The 20,338-nt window shown below is 69.6% G+C and carries 15 protein-coding genes, 2 tRNA genes and 1 pseudogene; 6 read left to right on the top strand and 12 right to left on the bottom strand.

From position 1 onward, the window contains the following. The first annotated feature begins 34 nt into the window (after positions 1-34). From SALMUC_RS25125 to SALMUC_RS25115, 3 genes are all read left to right on the top strand, one after another. Complete coding sequence (locus SALMUC_RS25125) at positions 35-2,329, top strand: xanthine dehydrogenase family protein molybdopterin-binding subunit (protein ID WP_020042940.1); 2,295 nt, start codon at positions 35-37, stop codon at positions 2,327-2,329. Next, on the top strand, positions 2,307-3,350 hold the full coding sequence (locus tag SALMUC_RS25120) for a DUF2235 domain-containing protein (protein ID WP_021120971.1): 1,044 nt from the start codon (positions 2,307-2,309) through the stop codon (positions 3,348-3,350). The genes SALMUC_RS25125 and SALMUC_RS25120 overlap by 23 nt, the downstream gene beginning before the upstream one ends. A gap of 193 nt (positions 3,351-3,543) precedes the next feature. Next, positions 3,544-4,011 (top strand): CoA-binding protein, encoded by a 468-nt coding sequence (locus SALMUC_RS25115; RefSeq protein ID WP_020042942.1) that lies wholly within the window; start codon positions 3,544-3,546, stop codon positions 4,009-4,011. A 139-nt stretch (positions 4,012-4,150) separates the two neighbouring features. Here the strand turns inward: SALMUC_RS25115 and SALMUC_RS25110 are convergent, their stop codons facing one another. Together SALMUC_RS25110 and hisF are read right to left on the bottom strand one after the other, a co-directional pair. Then, positions 4,151-4,462, bottom strand: a complete 312-nt coding sequence (locus SALMUC_RS25110) for a phosphoribosyl-ATP diphosphatase (protein WP_020042943.1) — start codon at positions 4,460-4,462, stop codon at positions 4,151-4,153. A 1-nt stretch (position 4,463) separates the two neighbouring features. Continuing rightward, on the bottom strand, positions 4,464-5,222 hold the full coding sequence (gene hisF / locus SALMUC_RS25105; RefSeq protein WP_020042944.1) for an imidazole glycerol phosphate synthase subunit HisF: 759 nt from the start codon (positions 5,220-5,222) through the stop codon (positions 4,464-4,466). Between the two features lie 114 nt (positions 5,223-5,336). Between hisF and SALMUC_RS25100 the strand changes: the two genes are divergently transcribed. Continuing rightward, the gene (locus SALMUC_RS25100) at positions 5,337-6,440 is read left to right on the top strand and encodes a THUMP domain-containing class I SAM-dependent RNA methyltransferase (RefSeq protein ID WP_020042945.1); all 1,104 of its coding nucleotides are present in this window, start codon (positions 5,337-5,339) and stop codon (positions 6,438-6,440) included. Between the two features lie 10 nt (positions 6,441-6,450). Here the strand turns inward: SALMUC_RS25100 and hisA are convergent, their stop codons facing one another. The 3 genes from hisA to hisH form a co-directional block, all read right to left on the bottom strand. Beyond that, a complete protein-coding gene (gene hisA / locus SALMUC_RS25095; protein ID WP_020042946.1) occupies positions 6,451-7,173 on the bottom strand; it encodes a 1-(5-phosphoribosyl)-5-[(5-phosphoribosylamino)methylideneamino]imidazole-4-carboxamide isomerase in 723 nt (240 codons plus the stop codon). 170 nt (positions 7,174-7,343) lie between these two features. Beyond that, positions 7,344-8,012 (bottom strand): Dph6-related ATP pyrophosphatase, encoded by a 669-nt coding sequence (locus tag SALMUC_RS25090; protein ID WP_021120969.1) that lies wholly within the window; start codon positions 8,010-8,012, stop codon positions 7,344-7,346. Continuing rightward, a complete protein-coding gene (hisH, locus tag SALMUC_RS25085; protein WP_020042948.1) occupies positions 8,009-8,644 on the bottom strand; it encodes an imidazole glycerol phosphate synthase subunit HisH in 636 nt (211 codons plus the stop codon). The genes SALMUC_RS25090 and hisH overlap by 4 nt, the downstream gene beginning before the upstream one ends. 624 nt (positions 8,645-9,268) lie before the next feature. Between hisH and SALMUC_RS25080 the strand changes: the two genes are divergently transcribed. After that, a complete protein-coding gene (locus tag SALMUC_RS25080; RefSeq protein ID WP_020042949.1) occupies positions 9,269-9,940 on the top strand; it encodes a Crp/Fnr family transcriptional regulator in 672 nt (223 codons plus the stop codon). Between the two features lie 4 nt (positions 9,941-9,944). On the opposite strand, the gene hisB is transcribed toward SALMUC_RS25080, so the two are convergent. From hisB to SALMUC_RS25060, 5 genes are all read right to left on the bottom strand, one after another. Beyond that, positions 9,945-10,532 carry an imidazoleglycerol-phosphate dehydratase HisB gene (hisB, locus tag SALMUC_RS25075; RefSeq protein ID WP_020042950.1) on the bottom strand — a complete coding sequence of 196 codons (588 nt, stop codon included), beginning with the start codon at positions 10,530-10,532 and terminating at the stop codon, positions 9,945-9,947. Positions 10,533-10,690: 158 nt separating this feature from the next. Then, positions 10,691-10,765: transfer RNA gene (locus SALMUC_RS25070), tRNA-Gly, on the bottom strand. A 42-nt stretch (positions 10,766-10,807) separates the two neighbouring features. Beyond that, positions 10,808-10,882 (bottom strand) — tRNA-Gly (locus tag SALMUC_RS25065). A gap of 153 nt (positions 10,883-11,035) precedes the next feature. Beyond that, the gene (locus SALMUC_RS30165) at positions 11,036-11,212 is read right to left on the bottom strand and encodes a hypothetical protein (protein WP_020042951.1); all 177 of its coding nucleotides are present in this window, start codon (positions 11,210-11,212) and stop codon (positions 11,036-11,038) included. Positions 11,213-11,522: 310 nt separating this feature from the next. Continuing rightward, positions 11,523-14,966: a pyruvate carboxylase gene (locus tag SALMUC_RS25060; protein ID WP_020042952.1), complete on the bottom strand. Its 3,444-nt coding sequence runs from the start codon at positions 14,964-14,966 to the stop codon at positions 11,523-11,525. A gap of 257 nt (positions 14,967-15,223) precedes the next feature. Between SALMUC_RS25060 and SALMUC_RS25055 the strand changes: the two genes are divergently transcribed. Beyond that, positions 15,224-17,581 (top strand): ATP-dependent helicase, encoded by a 2,358-nt coding sequence (locus SALMUC_RS25055; RefSeq protein WP_020042953.1) that lies wholly within the window; start codon positions 15,224-15,226, stop codon positions 17,579-17,581. Between the two features lie 146 nt (positions 17,582-17,727). Here SALMUC_RS25055 and htpX read toward each other — a convergent pair whose 3' ends face one another. After that, positions 17,728-18,624: a zinc metalloprotease HtpX gene (gene htpX, locus SALMUC_RS25050; protein WP_020042954.1), complete on the bottom strand. Its 897-nt coding sequence runs from the start codon at positions 18,622-18,624 to the stop codon at positions 17,728-17,730. A gap of 121 nt (positions 18,625-18,745) precedes the next feature. Then, positions 18,746-20,338, bottom strand: a pseudogene (locus tag SALMUC_RS30730) (hypothetical protein); the annotation flags it as partial.

The following is a 20,338-nucleotide window of genomic DNA, read 5'->3' as shown; positions in this document are numbered from 1 at the left end:
CGGCGCAGTGGCCGGAGAACCCCAGGAGGCAGGCATGGAAAAGTTCGGCAAATCCCAGGCGGTCAAGCGCACCGAGGACATCCGGCTGCTGACCGGCCACGGCCGCTACATCGACGACATCGCGCCCGAGGGTGCGCTGCAGGCCTTCGTCCTGCGCGCGCCGGTGGCCCATGCCACGATCACCACGCTCGACGTGAGCGAGGCGCGCCAGGCCGAGGGCGTGAAGCTGGTGCTCACCGCCGCCGACCTCGACGAGGCCGGGCTCGACATGGCGATGCGCGCCGGGCTGGTGAAGAATCGTGATGGCTCGGACGCGGCGGCGCCCAAGCGGCCCTACCTCGCCCGCGACCGCATCCGCCACGTGGGCGAGCCGGTGGCCTTTGTCGTGGCCGAGACGCTGCAGCAGGCCAAGGATGCCGCCGAGCTGATCGAGCTCGATTTCGACGAGCTGCCCGTGCACATGGAGTTCGTGCAGGACACCAACGCGCCGATCCACGAGGAGGCGCCGGACAACCGCGCCTACGATTTCGGCCTCGGCGACGAGGAGGCGACCAAGGCGGCCTTCGACAAGGCGGCCAACGTGGTGCGGCTCGAGGTGGGCGACAACCGCGTCATCTGCAACGCGATGGAGCCGCGCGGCTGTTTCGCCGAGTTCGACGGCAAGCGGCTGCACGTGGCCTTCAACGGGCAGGGGGTCTGGAGTCTCAAGAGCGATCTCGCCAAGGCGCTGGACATGCCCGAGGAGGCGATCCGCGTGACCACCCCGGACGTGGGCGGCGGCTTCGGCATGAAGGCCGCGCCCTATCCCGAGTATTTCTGCGCCGCCCATGCCGCGCGGGTGCTGGGCCAGCCGGTGCACTGGATGTCGGACCGGACCGAGGCGATGCTCTCGGACCACGCGGGGCGCGATCTCGTGACCATGGCCGAGCTGGCCTTCGACGAGCAGAACCGCATCCTGGGCTACCGGGTGCACACCAAGTCGAACCTGGGTGCCTGGAACTCGCAGTTCGGGCAGTTCATCCAGTCGTTCCTCTTCGCGCGCGTGCTGACCGGCACCTACGACATTCCCGCCGCCTGGCTGCGCGCCGAGGGCTTCTACACCAACACCACGCAGGTCGACGCCTATCGCGGCGCCGGCCGTCCCGAGGCGATCTACGTGATCGAGCGGGTGATGGACCGCGCCGCGCGCGAGCTGGGCGTCGACCCGATCGAGCTGCGCAAGATCAACTTCATCAAGCAGTTCCCCTACGAGACCGTCTCGGGCGAGAACTACGACGTGGGCGATTTCCCCCGCGTGCTGGATCACGCCATCGCCGACGCCGATGTCGCGGGCTTCGAGGCGCGCAAGGCCGAGAGCGAGAAGGCCGGCAAGCTGCGCGGAATCGGCCTCAGCTACTACATCGAATCGATCCTGGGCGACCCGTCCGAGGACGTGAAGGTGACCTTCGACGAGGACGGCGGCGCCACGATCTACGTGGGCACGCAGTCGAACGGGCAGGGGCACGAGACGGTCTTCGCCAAGTTCCTCAGCGACCAGAGCGGCATCCCGCTGGAGAAGATCTCCTTCGTCCAGGGCGACAGCGACCTCATCGCGCGCGGCGGCGGCACGGGCGGCTCGCGCTCGGTCACGACGCAGGCGACGGTGACGCTGACGGCGGTGCGTGACATGGTGGCGGGCCTCGGTGAGTTCCTTGCCGAGGAGATGGGTGTCGACCCCGACGAGGTGCGCTTCGACGACGAGCGCTTCCGCGCCGAGGGCTCGAACGTCTCGCCCACCATGCTCGAGGCGGCGGCCATGGCCCGCGAGGCCGGGCGCGAGGACCTGCTGAGCTGGTCGGCGCATACCGCCATCGACGCGCGTTCCTACCCCAACGGGGCGCATTTCGCCGAGGTCGAGATCGACCCCGAGACCGGCGTGACCGAGGTGGTGAAATACACGGTCGTCGACGATTTCGGCAATCTCATCAACCCGATGCTGGCCGAGGGCCAGGTGCATGGCGGGGTGGCGCAGGGCATCGGCCAGGCGATCACCGAGCACACGGTCTTCGACGACGACGGCCAGCTTCTGACCGCGACCTTCATGGACTACGCCATGCCGCGGGCCTACGACATGCCCTGGATCGGATTCGACGTCGAACCGGTGCCCTCGACGGGCAACCCGATGGGCATGAAGGGCTGCGGCGAGGCCGGCACCGTCGGCGCGCTGGCGGCGGTGTCCAACGCGGTGCAGGATGCGCTGTGGGAGCGCGGGGTGAAGCAGGTGGACATGCCCTTCACGCCGCACCGGATGTGGAGCCTGATGGGGAATGCAGGTACGGCGGCTGAATGACCTGATCCTCGGGTGGCTCCGGGCGAAGCTTGCCCGGGGCACCTACGGCGGTGTCCACCGCCGCGGGTCCATCGACCACGTCATCATCCTCGACGGCACCATGTCGACGTTGAGGCCCGGCCACGAGAGCAACGCCGGGATGACCTTCAAGCTGCTGCGCGAGGCGCATTACGCCTCGGTCTACTACGAGGCGGGGGGGCAGTGGCGCGGCTGGCGCGACCTGCGCGACATCGTGACCGGGCGCGGCATCAACCGCAAGATCAAGCGCGCCTACGGCTACCTCGCGTCGCGCTACCGGCCGGGTGACCGGATCTTCCTGCTGGGCTATTCGCGCGGCGCCTACGCGGTGCGCTCGCTGGCGGGGATGATCGACCGCGTGGGCCTGCTGCGGGCCGAACACGCGACCGAGCGCAACATCCGCCAGATCTATCGCCACTACAGACAGCCACAGCCGGGCCCGGCGGCCGGGGCCTTTTCGCTGGCCTATTGCCACGCGGGCGTCGAGATCGAGATGCTGGGCGTCTGGGACACCGTGAAGGCGCTGGGCCTGCGGCTGCCGTTGCTGTGGCAGCTGACCGAGGGCGAGCACGCCTTCCACAACCACGACCTCGGGCCGGTGGTGAAGCGCGGCTACCAGGCGCTGGCGATGGACGAGACGCGCGAGGCCTTCGCGCCGGTGCTCTGGACGGTGCCGCCGGAGCATCGGGGCGTGGTGGAGCAGGTCTGGTTCCGCGGCTCGCACGGCGACGTGGGCGGACAGCTGGGCGGCGTGCTGGCGTCGCGGCCGCTGGCCAATATTCCGCTGGTCTGGATGCTGGACCGGCTCGAGGCCTGCGACGTGAGCCTGCCCGAGGGCTGGCAGGCGCGCTTTCCCCGCGACCCGGAGGCCCCGGCCTGCGGCACGTGGACCGGTGCGGGCAAGCTTTTCCTGCTGCGGCGGCAGCGCGAGATCGGCCTCGATCGCTCGGAACGGCTGCACGAAACGGCGCGGTCTGCGCCGGACGGTGCGGAAGTGATTTGAGGGGGAAGGTCAAGGATTTTTCTTCACGCTTTCTTGAGAGCCCTTCCAACTGTGGCTTTCCTGCCTATCTATTACTCAGGATCGCGGGATCGGAACTCCCGCGAGACCTTCACTGTCCCTCGTTCCGTGACTTGCGCCCATGGTTTTCCATGGGCGCTTTTTCTTTGTGCACGAAGCGCCTAGGTTGCCGGGCATGAGCTATTCCGATCAACATCTGCGGACGATTCTGGCCCAGACGAAGACCGTCGCGGTGGTGGGCGTGTCGATGAACCCGGTGCGCCCGAGCTACTACGTGGCGCGCTACCTGTCGCTGAAGGGCTTCCGCGTGATCCCGGTGAACCCCGGCCACGCGGGCAAGCGGCTTTTCGGCGAGGAGGTGCGCGCGGGGCTCTCGGAGGTGCCGGGGGAGGTCGACATGGTCGACATCTTCCGCCGCCCCGAGGCGGTGCCGGAGATTGTCGACGAGGCGCTCGAGCGCCTGCCGGCGCTGCGTACGATCTGGATGCAGATCGGCGTCGAACACGCGGAGGCGGCGGCGAAGGCCGAGGCGCGGGGGGTCGACGTGGTGCAGAACCGCTGTCCCAAGATCGAGTACCAGCGCCTGCACGGCGAGCTGCGCATGGGCGGCTTCAACACCGGGGTGATTTCCTCGAAGCTGTGAGGGCCGCCGCCCGGCGCTCTTCGGCTGCGCCGAAATCGCCCCGCCCGCCGTCCCGTGGGGGGCGCTGCCGCTTCGCGCGGGCCTTGGCGCTGGCGGGGTTTGCGTATTTGGAACAAGAAGAAGCGCGGTTTGCGCAGCGTCAGGTCTTGCGGGCGGCCTTTTCGGCGAGGCCGGAGGTGCCCTGACGGCGGGCGAGCTCGGCCATGACGTCGTCGAGCGGGACCTCGCGGGCGCGCAGCATGACGAGCAGGTGGAAGAGCACGTCGGCGGCCTCGGAGGCGAGGCGGGTGCGGTCACCCTTCACCGCCTCGATGATGGCCTCGACGGATTCCTCGCCGAATTTCTCGGCCGCCTTCTCCGGGCCCCTGGCGAGCAGTTTCGCCGTCCAGCTTTCGTCGGGCGAGGCCTCGGCACGGGCGGCGACGATGCGGTCGAGCTCTTCGAGGGTCATGTCACAGCCTCACGGGGATGCCGGCCTCGGCCATGTGGGCCTTGGCCTGCTGGATGGAGAAGGTGCCGAAGTGGAAGATCGAGGCGGCGAGCACGGCGCTTGCATGCCCCTCGGTCACGCCTTCGACGAGGTGGTCGAGGGTGCCGACCCCGCCGCTGGCGATGACGGGGATGTCGACCGCGTCGGCGATGGCGCGGGTGAGGGGGACGTTGAAGCCCGACTTGGTACCGTCACGGTCCATCGAGGTGAGCAGGATCTCCCCGGCGCCCTTGGCGGCCACGGTGCGGGCGAACTCCACCGCGTCGATGCCGGTGGGCTTGCGGCCGCCGTGGGTGAAGATTTCCCAGCGGTCCTCGGCCACGGATTTCGCGTCGATGGCGACAACGATGCACTGGCTGCCGAAATGGTCCGCGGCCTCGGCCACCACGTCGGGATTGGCGACGGCGGCGGAATTGAAGCTGACCTTGTCCGCGCCCGCGAGCAGGAGGGCGCGGACATCGGCCACCGTGCGCACGCCGCCGCCCACCGTGAGCGGGATGAAGCATTGTTCAGCGGTGCGGGTGACCACGTCGAACATCGTGCCGCGGTTCTGGTGCGTGGCGTGGATGTCGAGAAAGCAGATCTCGTCGGCGCCGGCGGCGTCGTAGGCGCGGGCGGCGTCGACCGGGTCGCCCGCATCGCGCAGGTCGACGAAGTTGACGCCCTTGACCACGCGGCCGTCGGCGACGTCGAGGCAGGGGATGATGCGCGTCTTCAGCATGGCGTCCTGATAGAGCGGAAATCGCGGCGAGGGAAGGGGCGCATGGGGGCGGTCCTGGGTGAAACTTGACGCGAGGGACTCGCGCCCCGGCGCGCGCGGCGCTATGCGGACGGGATGAGCGAGACCTTCGAGATATTCCTCTCCTGCGCGCCGGGACTTGAGCCCGCGCTGGCTGGCGAGGCCAAGGCGGCGGGCTTCGGGCCGCTGCGGGTGGCGGCGGGCGGCGTGGCCTTCGACGGCAGCTGGCCCGACGTCTGGCGCGCGAACCTGCGCCTGCGGATCGCGGCGCGGGTGCTGGCGCGGATCGGCGGCTTTCCGGCGGTGCATCTCGCGCAGCTCGACAAGCGGGCGCGGGCCTTCGGCTGGGGGGCGGTGCTGCGCCCGGACGTGCCGGTGAAGGTCGAGGCGACGAGCCGCAAGTCGAAGATCTACCACGCGGGTGCCGCCGCGCAGCGGGTCGAGCGGGCCATCGCCGAGGAGCTGGGCGCGCCCATCGGCGAGGGGGGCCTGCGGCTGCTTGTGCGGATCGAGGAGAACCTCGTGACCTTCAGCGTCGATACCTCGGGCGAGCCGCTGCACAAGCGCGGCCACAAGCAGGCCGTCGGCAAGGCGCCCCTGCGCGAGACGCTGGCGGCGGGGTTCCTGCGGGTCTGCGGCTACGACGGGAGCGAGCCGGTGCTGGACCCGATGTGCGGCTCGGGCAGCTTCGTGATCGAGGCGGCGGAGATCGCCGCCGGGCTGGCGCCCGGGCGCGGGCGGGCCTTTGCCTTCGAGCGGATGGCCGGCTTCGACCCCGACGCCTGGGAGGCGATGCGCGCCGAGATCGCGCCCGAGGGGCCGGTGCATCTCTGCCGGGGCTTCGACCGCGACGCCAAGGTGGTGGGCATGGCCAAGGCCAACGCGGGGCGCGCCGGGGTGGCGGCGCGGACGCGCTTTGCCTGCCGCGCGGTGGCCGAGCTGGTGCCGCCCGAGGGGCCGCCGGGGCTGGTCATGGTGAACCCTCCCTACGGCGGGCGCATCGGGGCGAAGTCGCCGCTCTACGGGCTCTACGCCACGCTGGGCGAGAAGCTGCGCGCCTTCTCGGGCTGGCGTGTGGGGCTGGTGACCTCGGAGCTGGGGCTGGCGCGGGCCTGCGGGCTGCCCTTCCTGCCGCCGCCGCCGCCGGTGGCGCACGGCGGGCTGAAGGTGCGGCTCTACCGCACCGACCCGCTGCCCTGAGCGCCGCGTCTCAGCGCTTGAGCATCTTCAGCGCCTCTTTCAGGTCGATCGCCCCGTCGTAGAGCGCGCGGCCCGAGATCGCGCCGTTGAGCGGTGCGTCGCAGTCGCGCAATGCGCGCAGGTCCTTCAGCGAGGAGACGCCGCCCGAGGCGATCACAGGGATCGTCACCGCGCGGGCAAGTGCCGCCGTGGCCTCGATGTTGGGGCCCTGCATCGCACCGTCGCGGTTGATGTCGGTGTAGATGATCGCGGCGACACCGGCGTCCTCGTAGCTTTTCGCGAGCTCGATGGCGTCGACGTCGGTGACCTCGGCCCAGCCCTTGGTCGCGACGCGGCCGTCGCGGGCGTCGATCCCCACGGCGATCTTGCCGGGGTGGGCGCGGGCGGCCTCGCGCACGAGGCCGGGATTCTCGACCGCGACGGTGCCCAGGATCACCCGGGCGAGGCCCTTCTCGAGCCAGCGCTCGATGGTGGCCATGTCGCGGATGCCGCCGCCCAGCTGTGCGGGCGTCTGGGTCTGCGACAGGATGGCCTCGACCGCGGCGGCGTTGACCGGCTCGCCGGCGAAGGCGCCGTTGAGGTCCACGAGGTGCAGCCACTCGCAGCCCGCGGCGACGAACTCCAGCGCCTGCGCGGCGGGATCGTCGTTGAAGACGGTGGCTTTCTCCATGTCGCCCCGGAGGAGGCGGACGGCCTTGCCGTCCTTGAGGTCGATGGCTGGGTAGAGGATCATGGTCCGGTCCTTGACGTTGCGTCTATCCTTTCACGGCGTCGCCCGCGATGCAATCGCGTCGAGCGTCATTCCTGAATGGATTCGGGGGGTTGCGTCACCTGGATGACAGTCTCTCGGGGGTGGCGTGATGCGGCGGGGGCCCTTGTGCCGGGGGTGCAGCCGCGCCGGTGTCACGTGAGCACGAGGTCGGCATGGGCGAAGCCGTCGCGCCGCATGGTCTCGCCCATGCGATGGGGCAGGGGCTCCGTGAATTCCGGGCTGGCGGTGACGCAGGTGTGGAACTCGCCGTTCTCGCCGCAGGGGTCGATGCCCTCGGGCAGCGCCTCGAGCAGCGCGGCGTCCCAGGTGCGGCCGGCCGTGTCCTCGCCGACCCGGGCGGGGTCGCAGGTCACCACCTGCGCGACGAGGCCCGTCGCCATCATCTCGCGCGCGAGCCGGTCGGTGGGGATGCCCCAGAGCGGAAAGAGCGGCGTGAGGCCGCTGCCCTCCAGCGTTGCCTCCCGGTAGGCGCGGATGTCCTCGAGGAAAAGATCACCGAAGACGATGTGGTCGATCCCGCGCGCCGTGATCTCGGCGGTCGCCCGGCCCATGCGCGCCTCGTACTCCGCGTTGCTGCAGGGCCAGGGCAGGGGCACCTCGATGAGCGGCAGCCCGGCCGCGCGCGCCTGCGCGCGCAGGACCTCGACGCGGGTGCCGTGCATGGCGACGCAGCCGGTCTTCTCGTCGACGGTGGTGAGCAGCGCCTCGATCTCGGCGATCCCGTCGCGGCGGCAGAGGTGCAGCGCGTGGGCGCAATCCTTGCCCGAGGACCAGCTGAGAACCGCGCGCGGGGCGCTCATGGCCGCCACGTCAGGAAGTTGGCGATCATCTGCAGCCCGGTGGCGGCGCTCTTCTCGGGGTGGAACTGCAGCCCGATCATGGTGTCGCGCCCGACGATGGCGGTCACCTCGCCGCCGTAGTCGACGTGGGCGATGCGCTGCGCCGGGTCGGTCATCCGCATCTGGTAGGAATGCACGAAATAGGCGTGGTCGCCGGTCGCCACGTTGGCCAGCACCGGGTGCGCGCGGTCGATCACCAGGTCGTTCCAGCCCATGTGCGGCACCTTCAGCGCCGGGTCGGCGGGGGCGATGCGCTCGACCTCGCCGTCGATCCAGTTCAGGCCGTCGACGGTCTCGTACTCGTGGCCCTTGCGCGCCATGAGCTGCATGCCCACGCAGATGCCCATGAAGGGGCGGCCGCGCTGCTCGACCGTCTCGACCATCGCCTGGAAACAGCCCGAGCGGCGCAGTGCCGCCGCGCAGGAGGGAAAGGCACCATCGCCGGGCAGCACGAGGCGGTCGGCCTGGGCCACGGTGTCGGGGTCGGTGGTGACCACGACCTCGCCGGCATCGGTCTCCCGCGCCATGCGCTGGAAGGCCTTTTCCGCCGAGTGCAGGTTCCCGGATTCGTAGTCGATGATCGCCGTCAGCATGACGCCCCTTATTAAGAGATTCGCCGCAGGGTCAAGCCTTGGCCACGACTGCCTTCCGCGAGGCAAATACGGGCCGGTCGCCCATGAAAACGCATTGATGCTCTTGAACGTCACCTACGCGACACTGCAGGCGCAGCACGGATGATACCACCGACTCGTCAATGGTATGTCGTCCCCGCGTGATCGTGTCGTGAGTGTCGGGAGCGTATCCGGCCCGGATACGTCACCTTTTGAAGTGACGCGGGATCAGTGCGGCACGTGTTGTGTGACACAGGGATGATTCGCCGCGCCAAGCTGGTGAATCAAAGCGTAATGAGTTCCGACGGTCGACCCTTCCCGCTAGCGGCGTCGTGTCGCTCGGGAAGGCGGCCGTTTTTTCGATTTTCCAAAGGCTGCGCCTATCGTTTCCGCAGCCTTGGGCACTTCGCCGTGCCCATCGGGACCCGGTCAGGCGCGCTTTCGCAAGACCGCGTCTTCTTGTGGTGGCCTCCCCCAAAAAATTGTGCAAGCCTCACTACCGGCGGTTGTTTTCGCCAGGCCGGACGCCCTTGGTTTCCGGCCCGCCCGTGCCATTTGACGCGGTGCAGGAAACACGCGGAACCGCCGCGAAAATTTGGGATGAGAATGAAGAACAGCAAGGCTTTTCCGTACCTTGAGGCCTGCACACTGCTCGAGGGCAGCGACGAGGCCGGCCGGCGTGCATTTCTTGATGAATGCGATCTGCGTCATTTTGGAGACAGGAGCCCGGTCCTCACTCAGGGCGAGCCCACCGATACGCTCTACCTCATCGTGAAGGGGCGGATCGAGGTCACCTATCTCGACAGCGAGGGCAACCAGAGCATCCTGCACTTCGCCGGCTCGGGCGAGGTCGTCGGCGAGGTCGAGGCGCTCTCCAAGCTGCCCTGCGCGGCGAGCTGCTGGGCGCTGCCGGGCACGACGGTTCTGGCCGGATCGGGCGAGCTGCTCGTGCGGCACCTGCTCGCGCCGCCGCTGCTGGCCAGCCTCGCGGCGATTCTCCACGACCGGCTGGAGCGTGGGAATCGTCTCAAGGCCGCTGACCAGTTCTACTCGGTCGATCAGCGGATCTGCATCTACCTGAGCCATTTCCTTGCCGTCGATACCGGGGAGATCGGGATCAGCCAGGCCTACCTCGCGGGGGCAGTGGGCTGTGCGCGGCAGACGGTCAATCGCAAGCTGGGAGAGCTGCGCGAGGCCGGCATCCTCGACGTGAATCGCGGCCGGATCCGCCTGCTCGACCGCGGGGCGCTGGAGCGCTGCTGCGGTCTGGAGGCCTGAAGGCTCAGAGCGCGCCCTTGGTCGAGGGAATCGCGTCGGACTTGCGCGGGTCGGGCTCCACCGCCTCGCGCAGGGCGCGCGCCACGGCCTTGAAGGCGGCCTCGGAGACGTGGTGCGCGTTCAGCCCGTGCAGCGCGTCGACGTGCAGGGTGATGCCGCCGTGGGTCGCCAGCGCCTGGAAGAACTCGCGCACAAGCTCGGTGTCGAAGGTGCCGATCCTGGGCGCCGTGAACTCCACGTTCCAGACCAGGTAGGGCCGGGCCGACAGGTCCAGCGCCGCGCGCACCAGCGCGTCGTCCATCGGCAGCAGGCAGGCGCCGTAGCGGCGGATGCCGCGCTTGTCGCCCAGGGCCTCGACCAGCGCCTGACCCAGCGCGATGCCGGTGTCCTCGACGGTGTGGTGATCGTCGATGTGCAGGTCGCCCTTGGCGCGCACCGTCATGTCGATGAGCGAGTGCCGCGACAGCTGGTCCAGCATGTGGTCGAAGAAGCCGACGCCGGTCCGGTTGTCGTAGCTGCCGGTGCCGTCGAGATCGACGGTGACCTCGATCTCGGTCTCGGAGGTCTGGCGATGGATCGTGGCGCGGCGCATGGCGGCTCCTGTACTGGCTTGCGGGCCTTATAGGCGCCCCCGCCGCCCGCGCCAAGAGCGCGCACCGGAGAGGGCCCGGGGCGTGGCCGGAGTGCCCCAGCAAGGGCCCGGATGGGTCCGCTCGGCGGAAAATATGTCGATGTCCTGGAAGATCCGAATGGAGCGGGCGATGAGATTCGAACTCACGACCCTTACCTTGGCAAGGTAATGCTCTACCCCTGAGCTACGCCCGCGCTGCCATTCGTTTTTCGTGTCCGGCGAACCGGAGGTCCATCTGGAGCGGGTGATGAGATTCGAACTCACGACCCTTACCTTGGCAAGGTAATGCTCTACCCCTGAGCTACACCCGCGTCCCCGATGGGTGGAGGCGATTTAGAAGGTCCGGCGCCGCTCTGCAAGAGGAAATTTCGGGGTATCCTGGGAAAACTTTCGACGGCCCGGCCCCCGGCGTTTCCGGCGGACCGGACCGGGGCACGCACCCCGGTCCGCGCCTATCGCGGCGCTCAGGCCGCGCGGTGGCGGCGCAACAGCGCGAGGCCGCCGAGCGCGCCCAGCAGGAGCGCCGCCCCGGCCGGCCGCGGCGCCGCCGTCGTCGTTGCGCTGTAGTTGTAGCTTGCGGAGGTGGCCGCGTCGGGCAGCGTCAGGCCAAGGCTCTGCCCGTCGCTGAACGTCGCCGTCACGACCGAGTCGGGGGCGGAGCCGTTGTTGAGCAGGACATTCCGGAAGTCCTCGTTCGTGTTGCGGCTATCCGCGTCGATGTCGCTGCGGAACGAAAAGGTCTCGCCGTTCGTGAAGCCGGAAAAGGCCAGCTCGATGTGGTCGCAGCGCGGGCCGCCGTTGCCGTTCGATCCGGTCTCGGTCGTGGCGTCGGACAGGGCCGCGATGTCCCGCTCCCGTCCGGTGACAACAAATGACCCGGTCGCGAGGGCTGCGACCGGGTCTCATGTCCTGTCAGGCCGGTAGGGGAGGGCGCTACCTTCCCCCGTGCCGTCACTCGTATTCGACCAGCAGGTCCTTGGCGTCGATCTGGCCGCCGGGCTGGACGTGCACCGCCTTGACGGTCGCGTCGCGCTCGGCGTGCATGCCGGTCTCCATCTTCATGGCCTCGATGGTCAGCAGCAGGTCGCCTTCCTTGACCTCGGTTCCCGGCTGAACCGCGATCGAGGCCACGACGCCCGGCATCGGCGCGCCGACGTGCTTGTTGTTTCCGATCTCGGCCTTGGGCTTGGCGCCGCTCGCGGCCTTGGCCTTGCGGTCGGGCACGCGCACCGCGCGCGGCTGGCCGTTCAGCTCGAAGAAGACGCGCACCTCGCCGTCGTCCTGGGTCTCGCCCACGGTCACCAGCCGGATCTCGAGCGTCTTGCCCGGGTCGATCTCGGCGGTCATCTCCTCGCCCGGCTCCATGCCGTAGAAGAAGGCCTTGGTCGGCAGCACCCGCACCGGGCCGTACTCGGCATGGCGCGCGACGTAGTCGCTGAAGACCTTGGGATACATCAGGTAGCCGTTCAGGTCCTCGTCGTCGAACTCCTCGTCGGGGAAGGCGTCCTGCAGCTCCTTGCGAAGCGCCTCGATGTCCGCCGGCGGCAGGTGTGCGCCGGGGCGCTCGGTGTTGGGCGTCTCGCCCTTCAGCACCTTCTTCACGATCCCGTCGGGGAAGCCGCCCGGCGGCTGGCCGAGGTTGCCCCTCATCATGTCGATGACCGAGTCGGGGAAGCTCAGGTCCTTCTTCGGGTCCTCGACGTCGGCGCGGGTCAGGCCCTGGCTGACCATCATCAGCGCCATGTCGCCCACCACCTTGGACGAGGGCGTCACCTTCACGATGTCGCCGAACATCTTGTTCACGTCGGCATAGGTCTGGGCGACCTCGTGCCAGCGCTCTTCCAGCCCCAGCGAGCGGGCCTGCGCCTTGAGGTTGGTGAACTGCCCGCCCGGCATCTCGTGCAGGTAGACCTCGGACGCGGGCGCCTGCATCCCGCTCTCGAAGGCCGCGTACTGGCCGCGCACCGCCTCCCAGTAGTTCGAGACCTCGCGGATCGCGCCGATGTCCAGCTTCGTGTCCCGCTCGGTGTGGCGCAGCGCCTCGACGATGGAGCCCAGCGTCGGCTGCGAGGTGTTGCCCGAGAGCGCGTCCATCGCCGCGTCCACCGCGTCGACCCCGGCGCGGGCGGCCTCCATGATCGTCGCGATCGAGGCGCCCGAGGTGTCATGCGTGTGGAAGTGGATCGGCAGGCCGACCTCTTCCTTGAGTGCGGTGACAAGCGGGGCGGCGGCAGAGGGCTTCAGCAGGCCCGCCATGTCCTTGAGCCCCAGCACGTGCGCGCCGGCGGCCTTCAGCTCCTTGCCCATCGCGACGTAGTACTTCAGGTCGTACTTCGCGCGGTCGGGGTCGAGGATGTCGCCGGTGTAGCAGATCGTGCCCTCGCAGATCTTGCCGGAGTCCTGCACGGCGTCCATCGCGACGCGCATGTTCTCGACCCAGTTGAGGCTGTCGAAGACGCGGAAGACGTCGACGCCCGAGTCCGCGGCCTGCTTGACGAAGCTCTCGACCACGTTGTCGGGATAGTTGGTGTAGCCCACGCCGTTCGAGCCGCGCAGCAGCATCTGCGTCATGATGTTGGGCATCCGGGCGCGGATGTCGCGCAGGCGTTGCCAGGGGCATTCCTGCAGGAAGCGGTAGGCCACGTCGAAGGTCGCCCCACCCCAGCATTCCACGCTGAAGAGCCCGGACAGGTTTGCCGCATAGGCCGGGGCCACCTGGATCATGTCGATCGAGCGCATCCGCGTCGCCAGCAGCGACTGGTGCCCGTCACGCATCGTGGTGTCGGTGATGAGCAGGTGCTTCTGCTCGGTCATCCAGTCGGCCACCGCCTGCGGGCCCTTCTCGTCGAGCAGGGTGCGCGTGCCCGAGGGCGGCGTGTCGGCCCGCAGCGCCGGGGGCCTGGCGGGCTTGAGGTCGGCGGCGGGACGGACCCGGCCGGCCACCTCGGGGTGCTGGTTCACCGTGATGTCTGCGATGTAGGTCAGCACCTTGGTGCCCCGGTCGCGCCGCTTCTTGAAGTCGAAGAGTTCGGGCGTCGTGTCGATGAACTTGGTGGTATACTGGTTCGTCAGGAAGGTCGGGTGCTGCAGCAGGTTGATGACGAACTCGATGTTCGTGCTCACGCCCCGGATGCGGAACTCGCGCAGCGCGCGGTCCATGCGCCGGATGGCGGCCTCGGGGGTCGGGGCCTTGGCCGTGACCTTCACCAGCAGCGAATCGTAGTAGCGCGTGATGACCCCGCCGGCATAGGCGGTGCCGCCGTCCAGCCGGATGCCCATGCCCGTGGCCGAGCGGTAGGCGGTGATGCGACCGTAGTCGGGGATGAAGTTGTTGGTCGGATCCTCGGTCGTGATCCGGGTCTGAAGCGCGTGGCCGGTCAGGCGGATGTCGTATTGCGACGCCTTGCCGGTCGCCTCGGCGAGGCTCTTTCCCTCGGCGATCATGATCTGCGCCTGCACGATGTCGATGCCGGTGACCTCTTCGGTCACGGTGTGCTCGACCTGGACGCGCGGGTTGACCTCGATGAAGTAGAACTGGCCGGTGTCCATATCCATCAGGAACTCGACCGTGCCCGCGCACTCGTAGTTCACGTGGGCGCAGATCTTGCGCCCCAGCTCGCAGAGCTCCTCGCGCTGCGCCTCGGAAAGATAGGGTGCGGGCGCGCGCTCCACGACCTTCTGGTTGCGGCGCTGGACCGAGCAGTCGCGCTCGTAGAGGTGATAGATGTTGCCCTGCTTGTCGCCGAGGATCTGCACCTCGACGTGGCGGGCCCGCTGGATCATCTTCTCGAGGTAGCCCTCGCCGTTGCCGAAGGCCGCCTCGGCCTCGCGCCGGCCCTCGAGGATCTTCTCCTTGAGCTCCTTGGGCCCCTCGATCGGGCGCATGCCCCGGCCGCCGCCGCCCCAGCTGGCCTTGAGCATCAGCGGGTAGCCGATCTCGTCGGCCTCCTTGGCGATGGCCTCGAAGTCGTCGGCCAGAACCTCGGTCGCTGGAATGACCGGCACGCCGGCGTCGATGGCGACCCGCCGGGCGCTGGCCTTGTCGCCGAGCGCGCGCATGGTCTCGGCGCGCGGACCGATGAAGGTGATGCCGGCCTCGGCGCAGGCATCGACGAATTCTGGGTTCTCGGAGAGCAGGCCATAGCCCGGGTGGATCGCGTCGGCGCCCGATTCCTTGGCCACGCGGATGATCTCGGGGATCGAAAGATAGGCCTGCACGGGGCCCAGCCCCTCGCCGATACGGTAGGCCTCGTCCGCCTTGAAGCGGTGCAGGCCCAGCTTGTCCTCCTCGGCGAAGACGGCGACCGTCTTCTTTCCCATCTCGTTGGCCGCACGCATGATCCGGATCGCGATTTCGCCCCGGTTTGCGATGAGGATCTTCTGAAACTCGGGCATGCGTGGTCTTCCTCCGTCCTGTGGTCGACCGGCTCCCCGGCCAATTGCGGGATTGAACGCCATGCCGCGATGCAGCGCAAGCGGACTATGCAAATTTGATGCAAATGCGAAATCACTTTGCAAAGCCCGGCCGCCGCAACGCTCCGCCGGGCGGGGCCCGGCCCGACGCAAGAAAACCTGCGATCGGGGACCGGATCGGGGAGAACAAAGTCGGAACGTGCCTTTTCCTCGCGGGCGCGGCACGCTAGATTGACGCCATGAGCAGTTTCGACGACATGGATGCCTTCGAGGGGGCCTCGCTGTCGGCCCGCGCCATGGCGGCGCGGCCCGCGCCCTATCTCGACGAGTTGAACCCCGCGCAGCGCGAGGCGGTCGAGCGGCTGGACGGCCCGGTCCTGATGCTGGCGGGTGCCGGCACCGGCAAGACCAAGGCGCTGACCTCGCGGATCGTGCACCTGCTGTCGACCGGCAAGGCGCGCCCGAACGAGATCCTCTCGGTGACCTTCACCAACAAGGCCGCCCGCGAGATGAAGGACCGCGTGGGCCGCATGCTGGGCCACCAGATCGAGGGGATGCCCTGGCTGGGCACTTTCCACGCGATCTGCGTCAAGCTGCTGCGCCGCCACGCCGAGCTGGCGGGGCTGAAGTCGAACTTCACGATCCTCGACAGCGACGACCAGATCCGCCTGATGAAGCAGGTGATCGCGGCCAACAACATCGACGAGAAGCGCTGGCCGGCGCGCCAGCTCGCCTCGCTCATCGACGGCTGGAAGAACCGCGCGCTGACCCCGGAAAAGGTGCCCGCGGCGGATGCGGGCGCTTTCAACAACCGCGGGACCGAGCTTTACGCGCAGTACCAGACCCGCCTGCGCGAGCTGAACGCCTGCGACTTCGGCGACCTGCTGCTGCACGTGGTCACGATCTTCCAGACCCACGAGGACGTGCTGTCCCAGTACCAGCGCTGGTTCCGCTACATCCTCGTGGACGAGTACCAGGATACCAACGTCGCCCAGTACCTCTGGCTGCGGCTGCTGGCGCAGGGGCATCGCAACATCTGCTGCGTGGGCGACGACGACCAGTCGATCTACGGCTGGCGCGGCGCCGAGGTGGGCAACATCCTGCGCTTCGAGAAGGACTTCCCGGGCGCCCACGTGGTGCGGCTGGAACAGAACTACCGCTCGACCGCGCATATCCTCGCCGCCGCCTCGGGCGTGATCCGCGGCAACGAGGGGCGGCTGGGCAAGGAGCTCTGGACCGAGGCCGAGGGCGGCGAGAAGCTGCGCCTCATCGGCCACTGGGACGGCGAGGAAGAGGCCCGCTGGATCGGCGAGGAGATCGAGTCGATGCAGTCGGGCACGCGCGGGATGCAGCCGGTCTCGCTCGACGACATGGCGATCCTCGTGCGCGCCTCGCACCAGATGCGCGCCTTCGAGGACCGCTTCCTGACCATCGGTCTGCCCTACCGCGTGATCGGCGGCCCGCGCTTCTACGAGCGGATGGAGATCCGCGATGCCATGGCCTATTTCCGGCTGGTGGTCTCGCCCGAGGACGATCTCGCCTTCGAGCGCGTGGTCAACCGGCCCAAGCGGGGCCTCGGGGACAAGGCGCAGCAGGTGATCCAGCAGACCGCGCGCGAATTCGGCGTCCCGCTGCTGCAGGGCGCCTCCATCGCCGTCGACGAGGACCGCATCAAGGGCAAGGGCGGCGGCCAGCTGCGGCTGCTGTGCGAGAACCTCGCGCGCTGGGGCCGGATGGTCGGCGCGCCCGGAATGACCCACATGGAGCTTGCCGAGATCATCCTCGACGAGAGCGGCTATACCGCCATGTGGCAGAACGACAAGACGCCCGAGGCGCCGGGCCGGCTCGAGAACCTCAAAGAACTGGTCAAGGCGCTGGAGGGCTTCGAGAACCTGCAGGGCTTCCTCGAGCACGTCTCGCTCATCATGGACAACGAGACCGAGGAGGCCGGCGAGAAGGTCTCGATCATGACGCTGCACGCGGCCAAGGGGCTGGAGTTCCCGGCGGTCTTCCTGCCGGGCTGGGAGGACGGGCTCTTCCCCTCGCAGCGCTCGATGGACGAGAGCGGGCTCAAGGGCCTCGAGGAGGAGCGGCGGCTGGCCTACGTGGGCATCACCCGCGCCGAGCAGGTCTGCACGATTTCCTTTGCCGGAAATCGCCGGGTCTTCGGCCAGTGGCAGTCGGCGCTGCCCTCGCGCTTCATCGACGAGTTGCCCGAGGCGCATGTCGAGGTGCTGACGCCGCCGGGCCTCTACGGCGGCGGCTACGGGGCTGCGGGGCCGGCGGGCGGCTCGGGGCTCGATCAGCGCGCGGCCGATGCCAATGTCTACAACTCGCCGGGCTGGAAGCGGATGCAGGCGCGCGCGGGCCAGCGCCCGGTGCGCCAGCCGCAGGAAGCGCGGAACCAGGTCATCGACCTCCAGGCGGTGAGCGCCTTCGAGACCGGCCAGCGGGTCTTTCACCAGAAGTTCGGCTACGGCGCCATCACCGGCATCGAGGGCGACAAGCTGGAGGTCGACTTCGAGAAGGCGGGCGTGAAGAAGGTCGTCTCGCGCTTCGTGACGGCGGCGGATTCCGCGGACGACGTGCCCTTCTGACAGCGCGCGCCTTTCGGCGCGCACAGGATGAGCCGCGTGCCGCCGCTGGCGGCCCGCGGCCGCGAGGGGCGCTGCCCCTCTGCCCCGCCTGCGGCGCGGCATTCACCCCGGGATATTTCGGGCCAGAAGATGCTCGCGGGGCCGGATCAGCCCCAGGGGCCGCTGGCGCCGCGGCGGTTGCGCTGCGTGGAGTGCGGGCTGTCGGGCGCGGTGCCCGCCAGTTCGCGCAGGGCGGCAACGCGGTTCTCGGTCGCCGGGTGAGTCGCGAAGAGGCTGTCGCGCTTGTGCGCGTGCAGCGGGTTGATGATGAACATGTGCGCGGTGGCCGGGTTGCGTTCGGCGGCGTCGTTGTCGATGCCCGCCGCGCCCTTCTGGATGCGCAGTAGCGCCGAGGCCAGCCAGAGCGGTTCGCCGCAGATCTCGGCGCCGGCCTTGTCGGCGGCGTATTCGCGGGTGCGGCTGATCGCCATCTGCACCAGCGCGGCTGCCATGGGCGCAAGGATCATCATCGCGAGCGAGCCGACGAGGCCGAGGCGGTTCTCGTCGCGGCCGCCGAAGAAGAGCGCGAAGTTGGCCAGCATCGAGATCGCGCCGGCGAAGGTGGCCGTCACCGTCATGATGGCGGTGTCGTGGTTGCGGATATGCGCCAGTTCGTGGGCGACGACGCCGGCCAGTTCCTCGCGCGAGAGGCTTTGCAGCAGGCCGCTGGTCACCGCCACCGCGGCGTTGCCGGGGTTGCGGCCGGTGGCGAAGGCATTGGGCTGCGGCGTGTCGATGAGGTAGACGGCCGGCGTGGGCAGTCCGGCGTTGCGGGCGAGGTCCGCGACCATGGCGTGCAGCCCGTGGCGGTCGCCCGGCGAGAGCGGATGGGCGTTGTGCATGCGCAGCACCATCCGGTCGGAGGTCCACCAGGTGACGGCATTCATGCCGCCCGCGAGGACCAGCGCGACGATCATGCCGCCACTTCCGCCCAGCAGGTAGCCCAGCCCCATGAAGAGCGCGGTCATCGCCGCCATCAGCATGGCTGTCTTTACGTAGCCCATCGGCTGCCTCTCCTTGTCGCGCCGCCTACGCGCGTGTCCTGATCTCGCGCCGTCCCGGGGCGCGCAACTGATATAGGGAGGGTGCGGCCCGCTGCAACGCCGGGGCCGTGGGGCACGGCGATCAGCCGCTCGGCATCTCGAGCACGAGGTTGCGGCCGCGCTTGGTGTAGCGCAGCTCTGTCTCGCCGATGGCGGCGACGCGGCCGCCGTCGACACGGTCGCCGACCTGCACCTTCTGGTAGCGGCCCGAGGGCAGGCGCACCAGCGCGCGGCGGCTGGAGGCTGTGCCGTAGATGCCGATCAGGCTGATCCGGCGCAGGTCGATCTGGTTCCGCACGGTGGCGGAGCGCGAGACGTTGGCGTTCTGCGGCACCGAGGGGCCGCGCTGGATGCGGACAGGGGCCGCCGAGGCCGTCTGCACCTCGGCGCGGTCGACGATCGCCGACATGTCGCGGGGGCGCGGCATCGGGGTCACCGACTGGCCGACGGCCTGTTCCGTACCGCTCGGGACGGGCGCCTCGGGAGGCGCGGGGGCGGTCAGCGGGCCGCCGGCGACCACGGCCGCGATCTGCTCGGCGGTGCTGTCAGGCGCTTCGGCGTTTTCCGCGGCCTCGGCTTCTGCCTCGGCCGCCGCCATCTCCTGGGCGCTGGGCGGGCGCATCACCGGGCGCATCTCGGCCAGTTCGGCGAGCGAATTGCCCTGCAGCGTCGCGCGCTCGGCCTGTTCGACGAGGTCGTCCGGCCGGGTGCGCGGGCGGAACTCGCGCAGCGCGTCCTGCTCGGGATCGGGCGCGGCCGCGGCGCCTTCCTCGTCGGAGGTGGTCGGGCTGCCGGAGGTGTCCGGGCGCTGCGGCGGGACCTGCGGCGGGCGGCCGGCGAAGATGCGGACGCCGTCGGGCGAAACGGTTCCCTCTGGCGTGGCGCGGACGAGGCCGCGGTCGTCGAGGTCGAAGCGGACATCGGGACCGGGCGGCAGCGGGACGGGATCGGGGCCGATGTCTCCGCGCTGCGCGGGCGCCGCGGGCAGGGCCACGGCGTCGAGTTCGGGCACGTCGGGGTCGATCGAGGCGACGTAGATGTCCTCGGTCCCGGTTTCCGGCGGCTCGAGCGGGGCCGAGGGAGCGCGTTGCCAGATTCCGGTGGCGGCATAGGTGGCCTCGGCCTGCTCGTCGGTAAGCGGGCGGGCGCGCGGCTCGGCGGCCTCCTCCGGCGTGGCGAGATCGGGCGTCGCGGCAGGCGCGGCGTCGCTGGCGCTTTCGGGCGTCTCGAGGGCCGCGAGGTCCTCCTCGTTCTCATCTGTGGGAGGCGCGCTTTGCCCGGTCGGGGTGGCGTCCTCGGGCGGCGCCTCGGCGGGGACCGAGGCGACCTCGGCTTCGCGCTGGGGCGCGGGAGCGAAGAAGCGCGCGATGCCGTCGTCGAGGAAGACCGAGGCCCAGGCCGCCATGCCCGCGAGGAAGAGCAGCAGCCCGGCGGTAAGCATCAGCCCGAGGTAGCGCGGCTTGCCGCCGATCTGCGCCTCCTGCCGGGCGCCGAAGACCGTCATGCGGCGGCGTTCCTCGTCCGGGTCCGGGCCTGCCGCTGCCGCGGCGGCCGGCGCGGAGTCCGCCGCGTTCCGGCGCAGCAGGTTGCGGCGCTGGGTGCCCTGGGGCGCGGGGCTCTCGGGCTTGGGCTGGAAGGGCGCTTCGTCGGGCGGCACCGCGGCGGCGGCAAGGGC

The organism is Salipiger mucosus DSM 16094, assembly GCF_000442255.1.
GTDB classification, from domain to species: Bacteria; Pseudomonadota; Alphaproteobacteria; order Rhodobacterales; family Rhodobacteraceae; genus Salipiger; species Salipiger mucosus.
The sequence above is the reverse complement of the archived record's forward strand: the minus strand, read 5'-3'. Positions and strand labels throughout refer to the sequence as shown.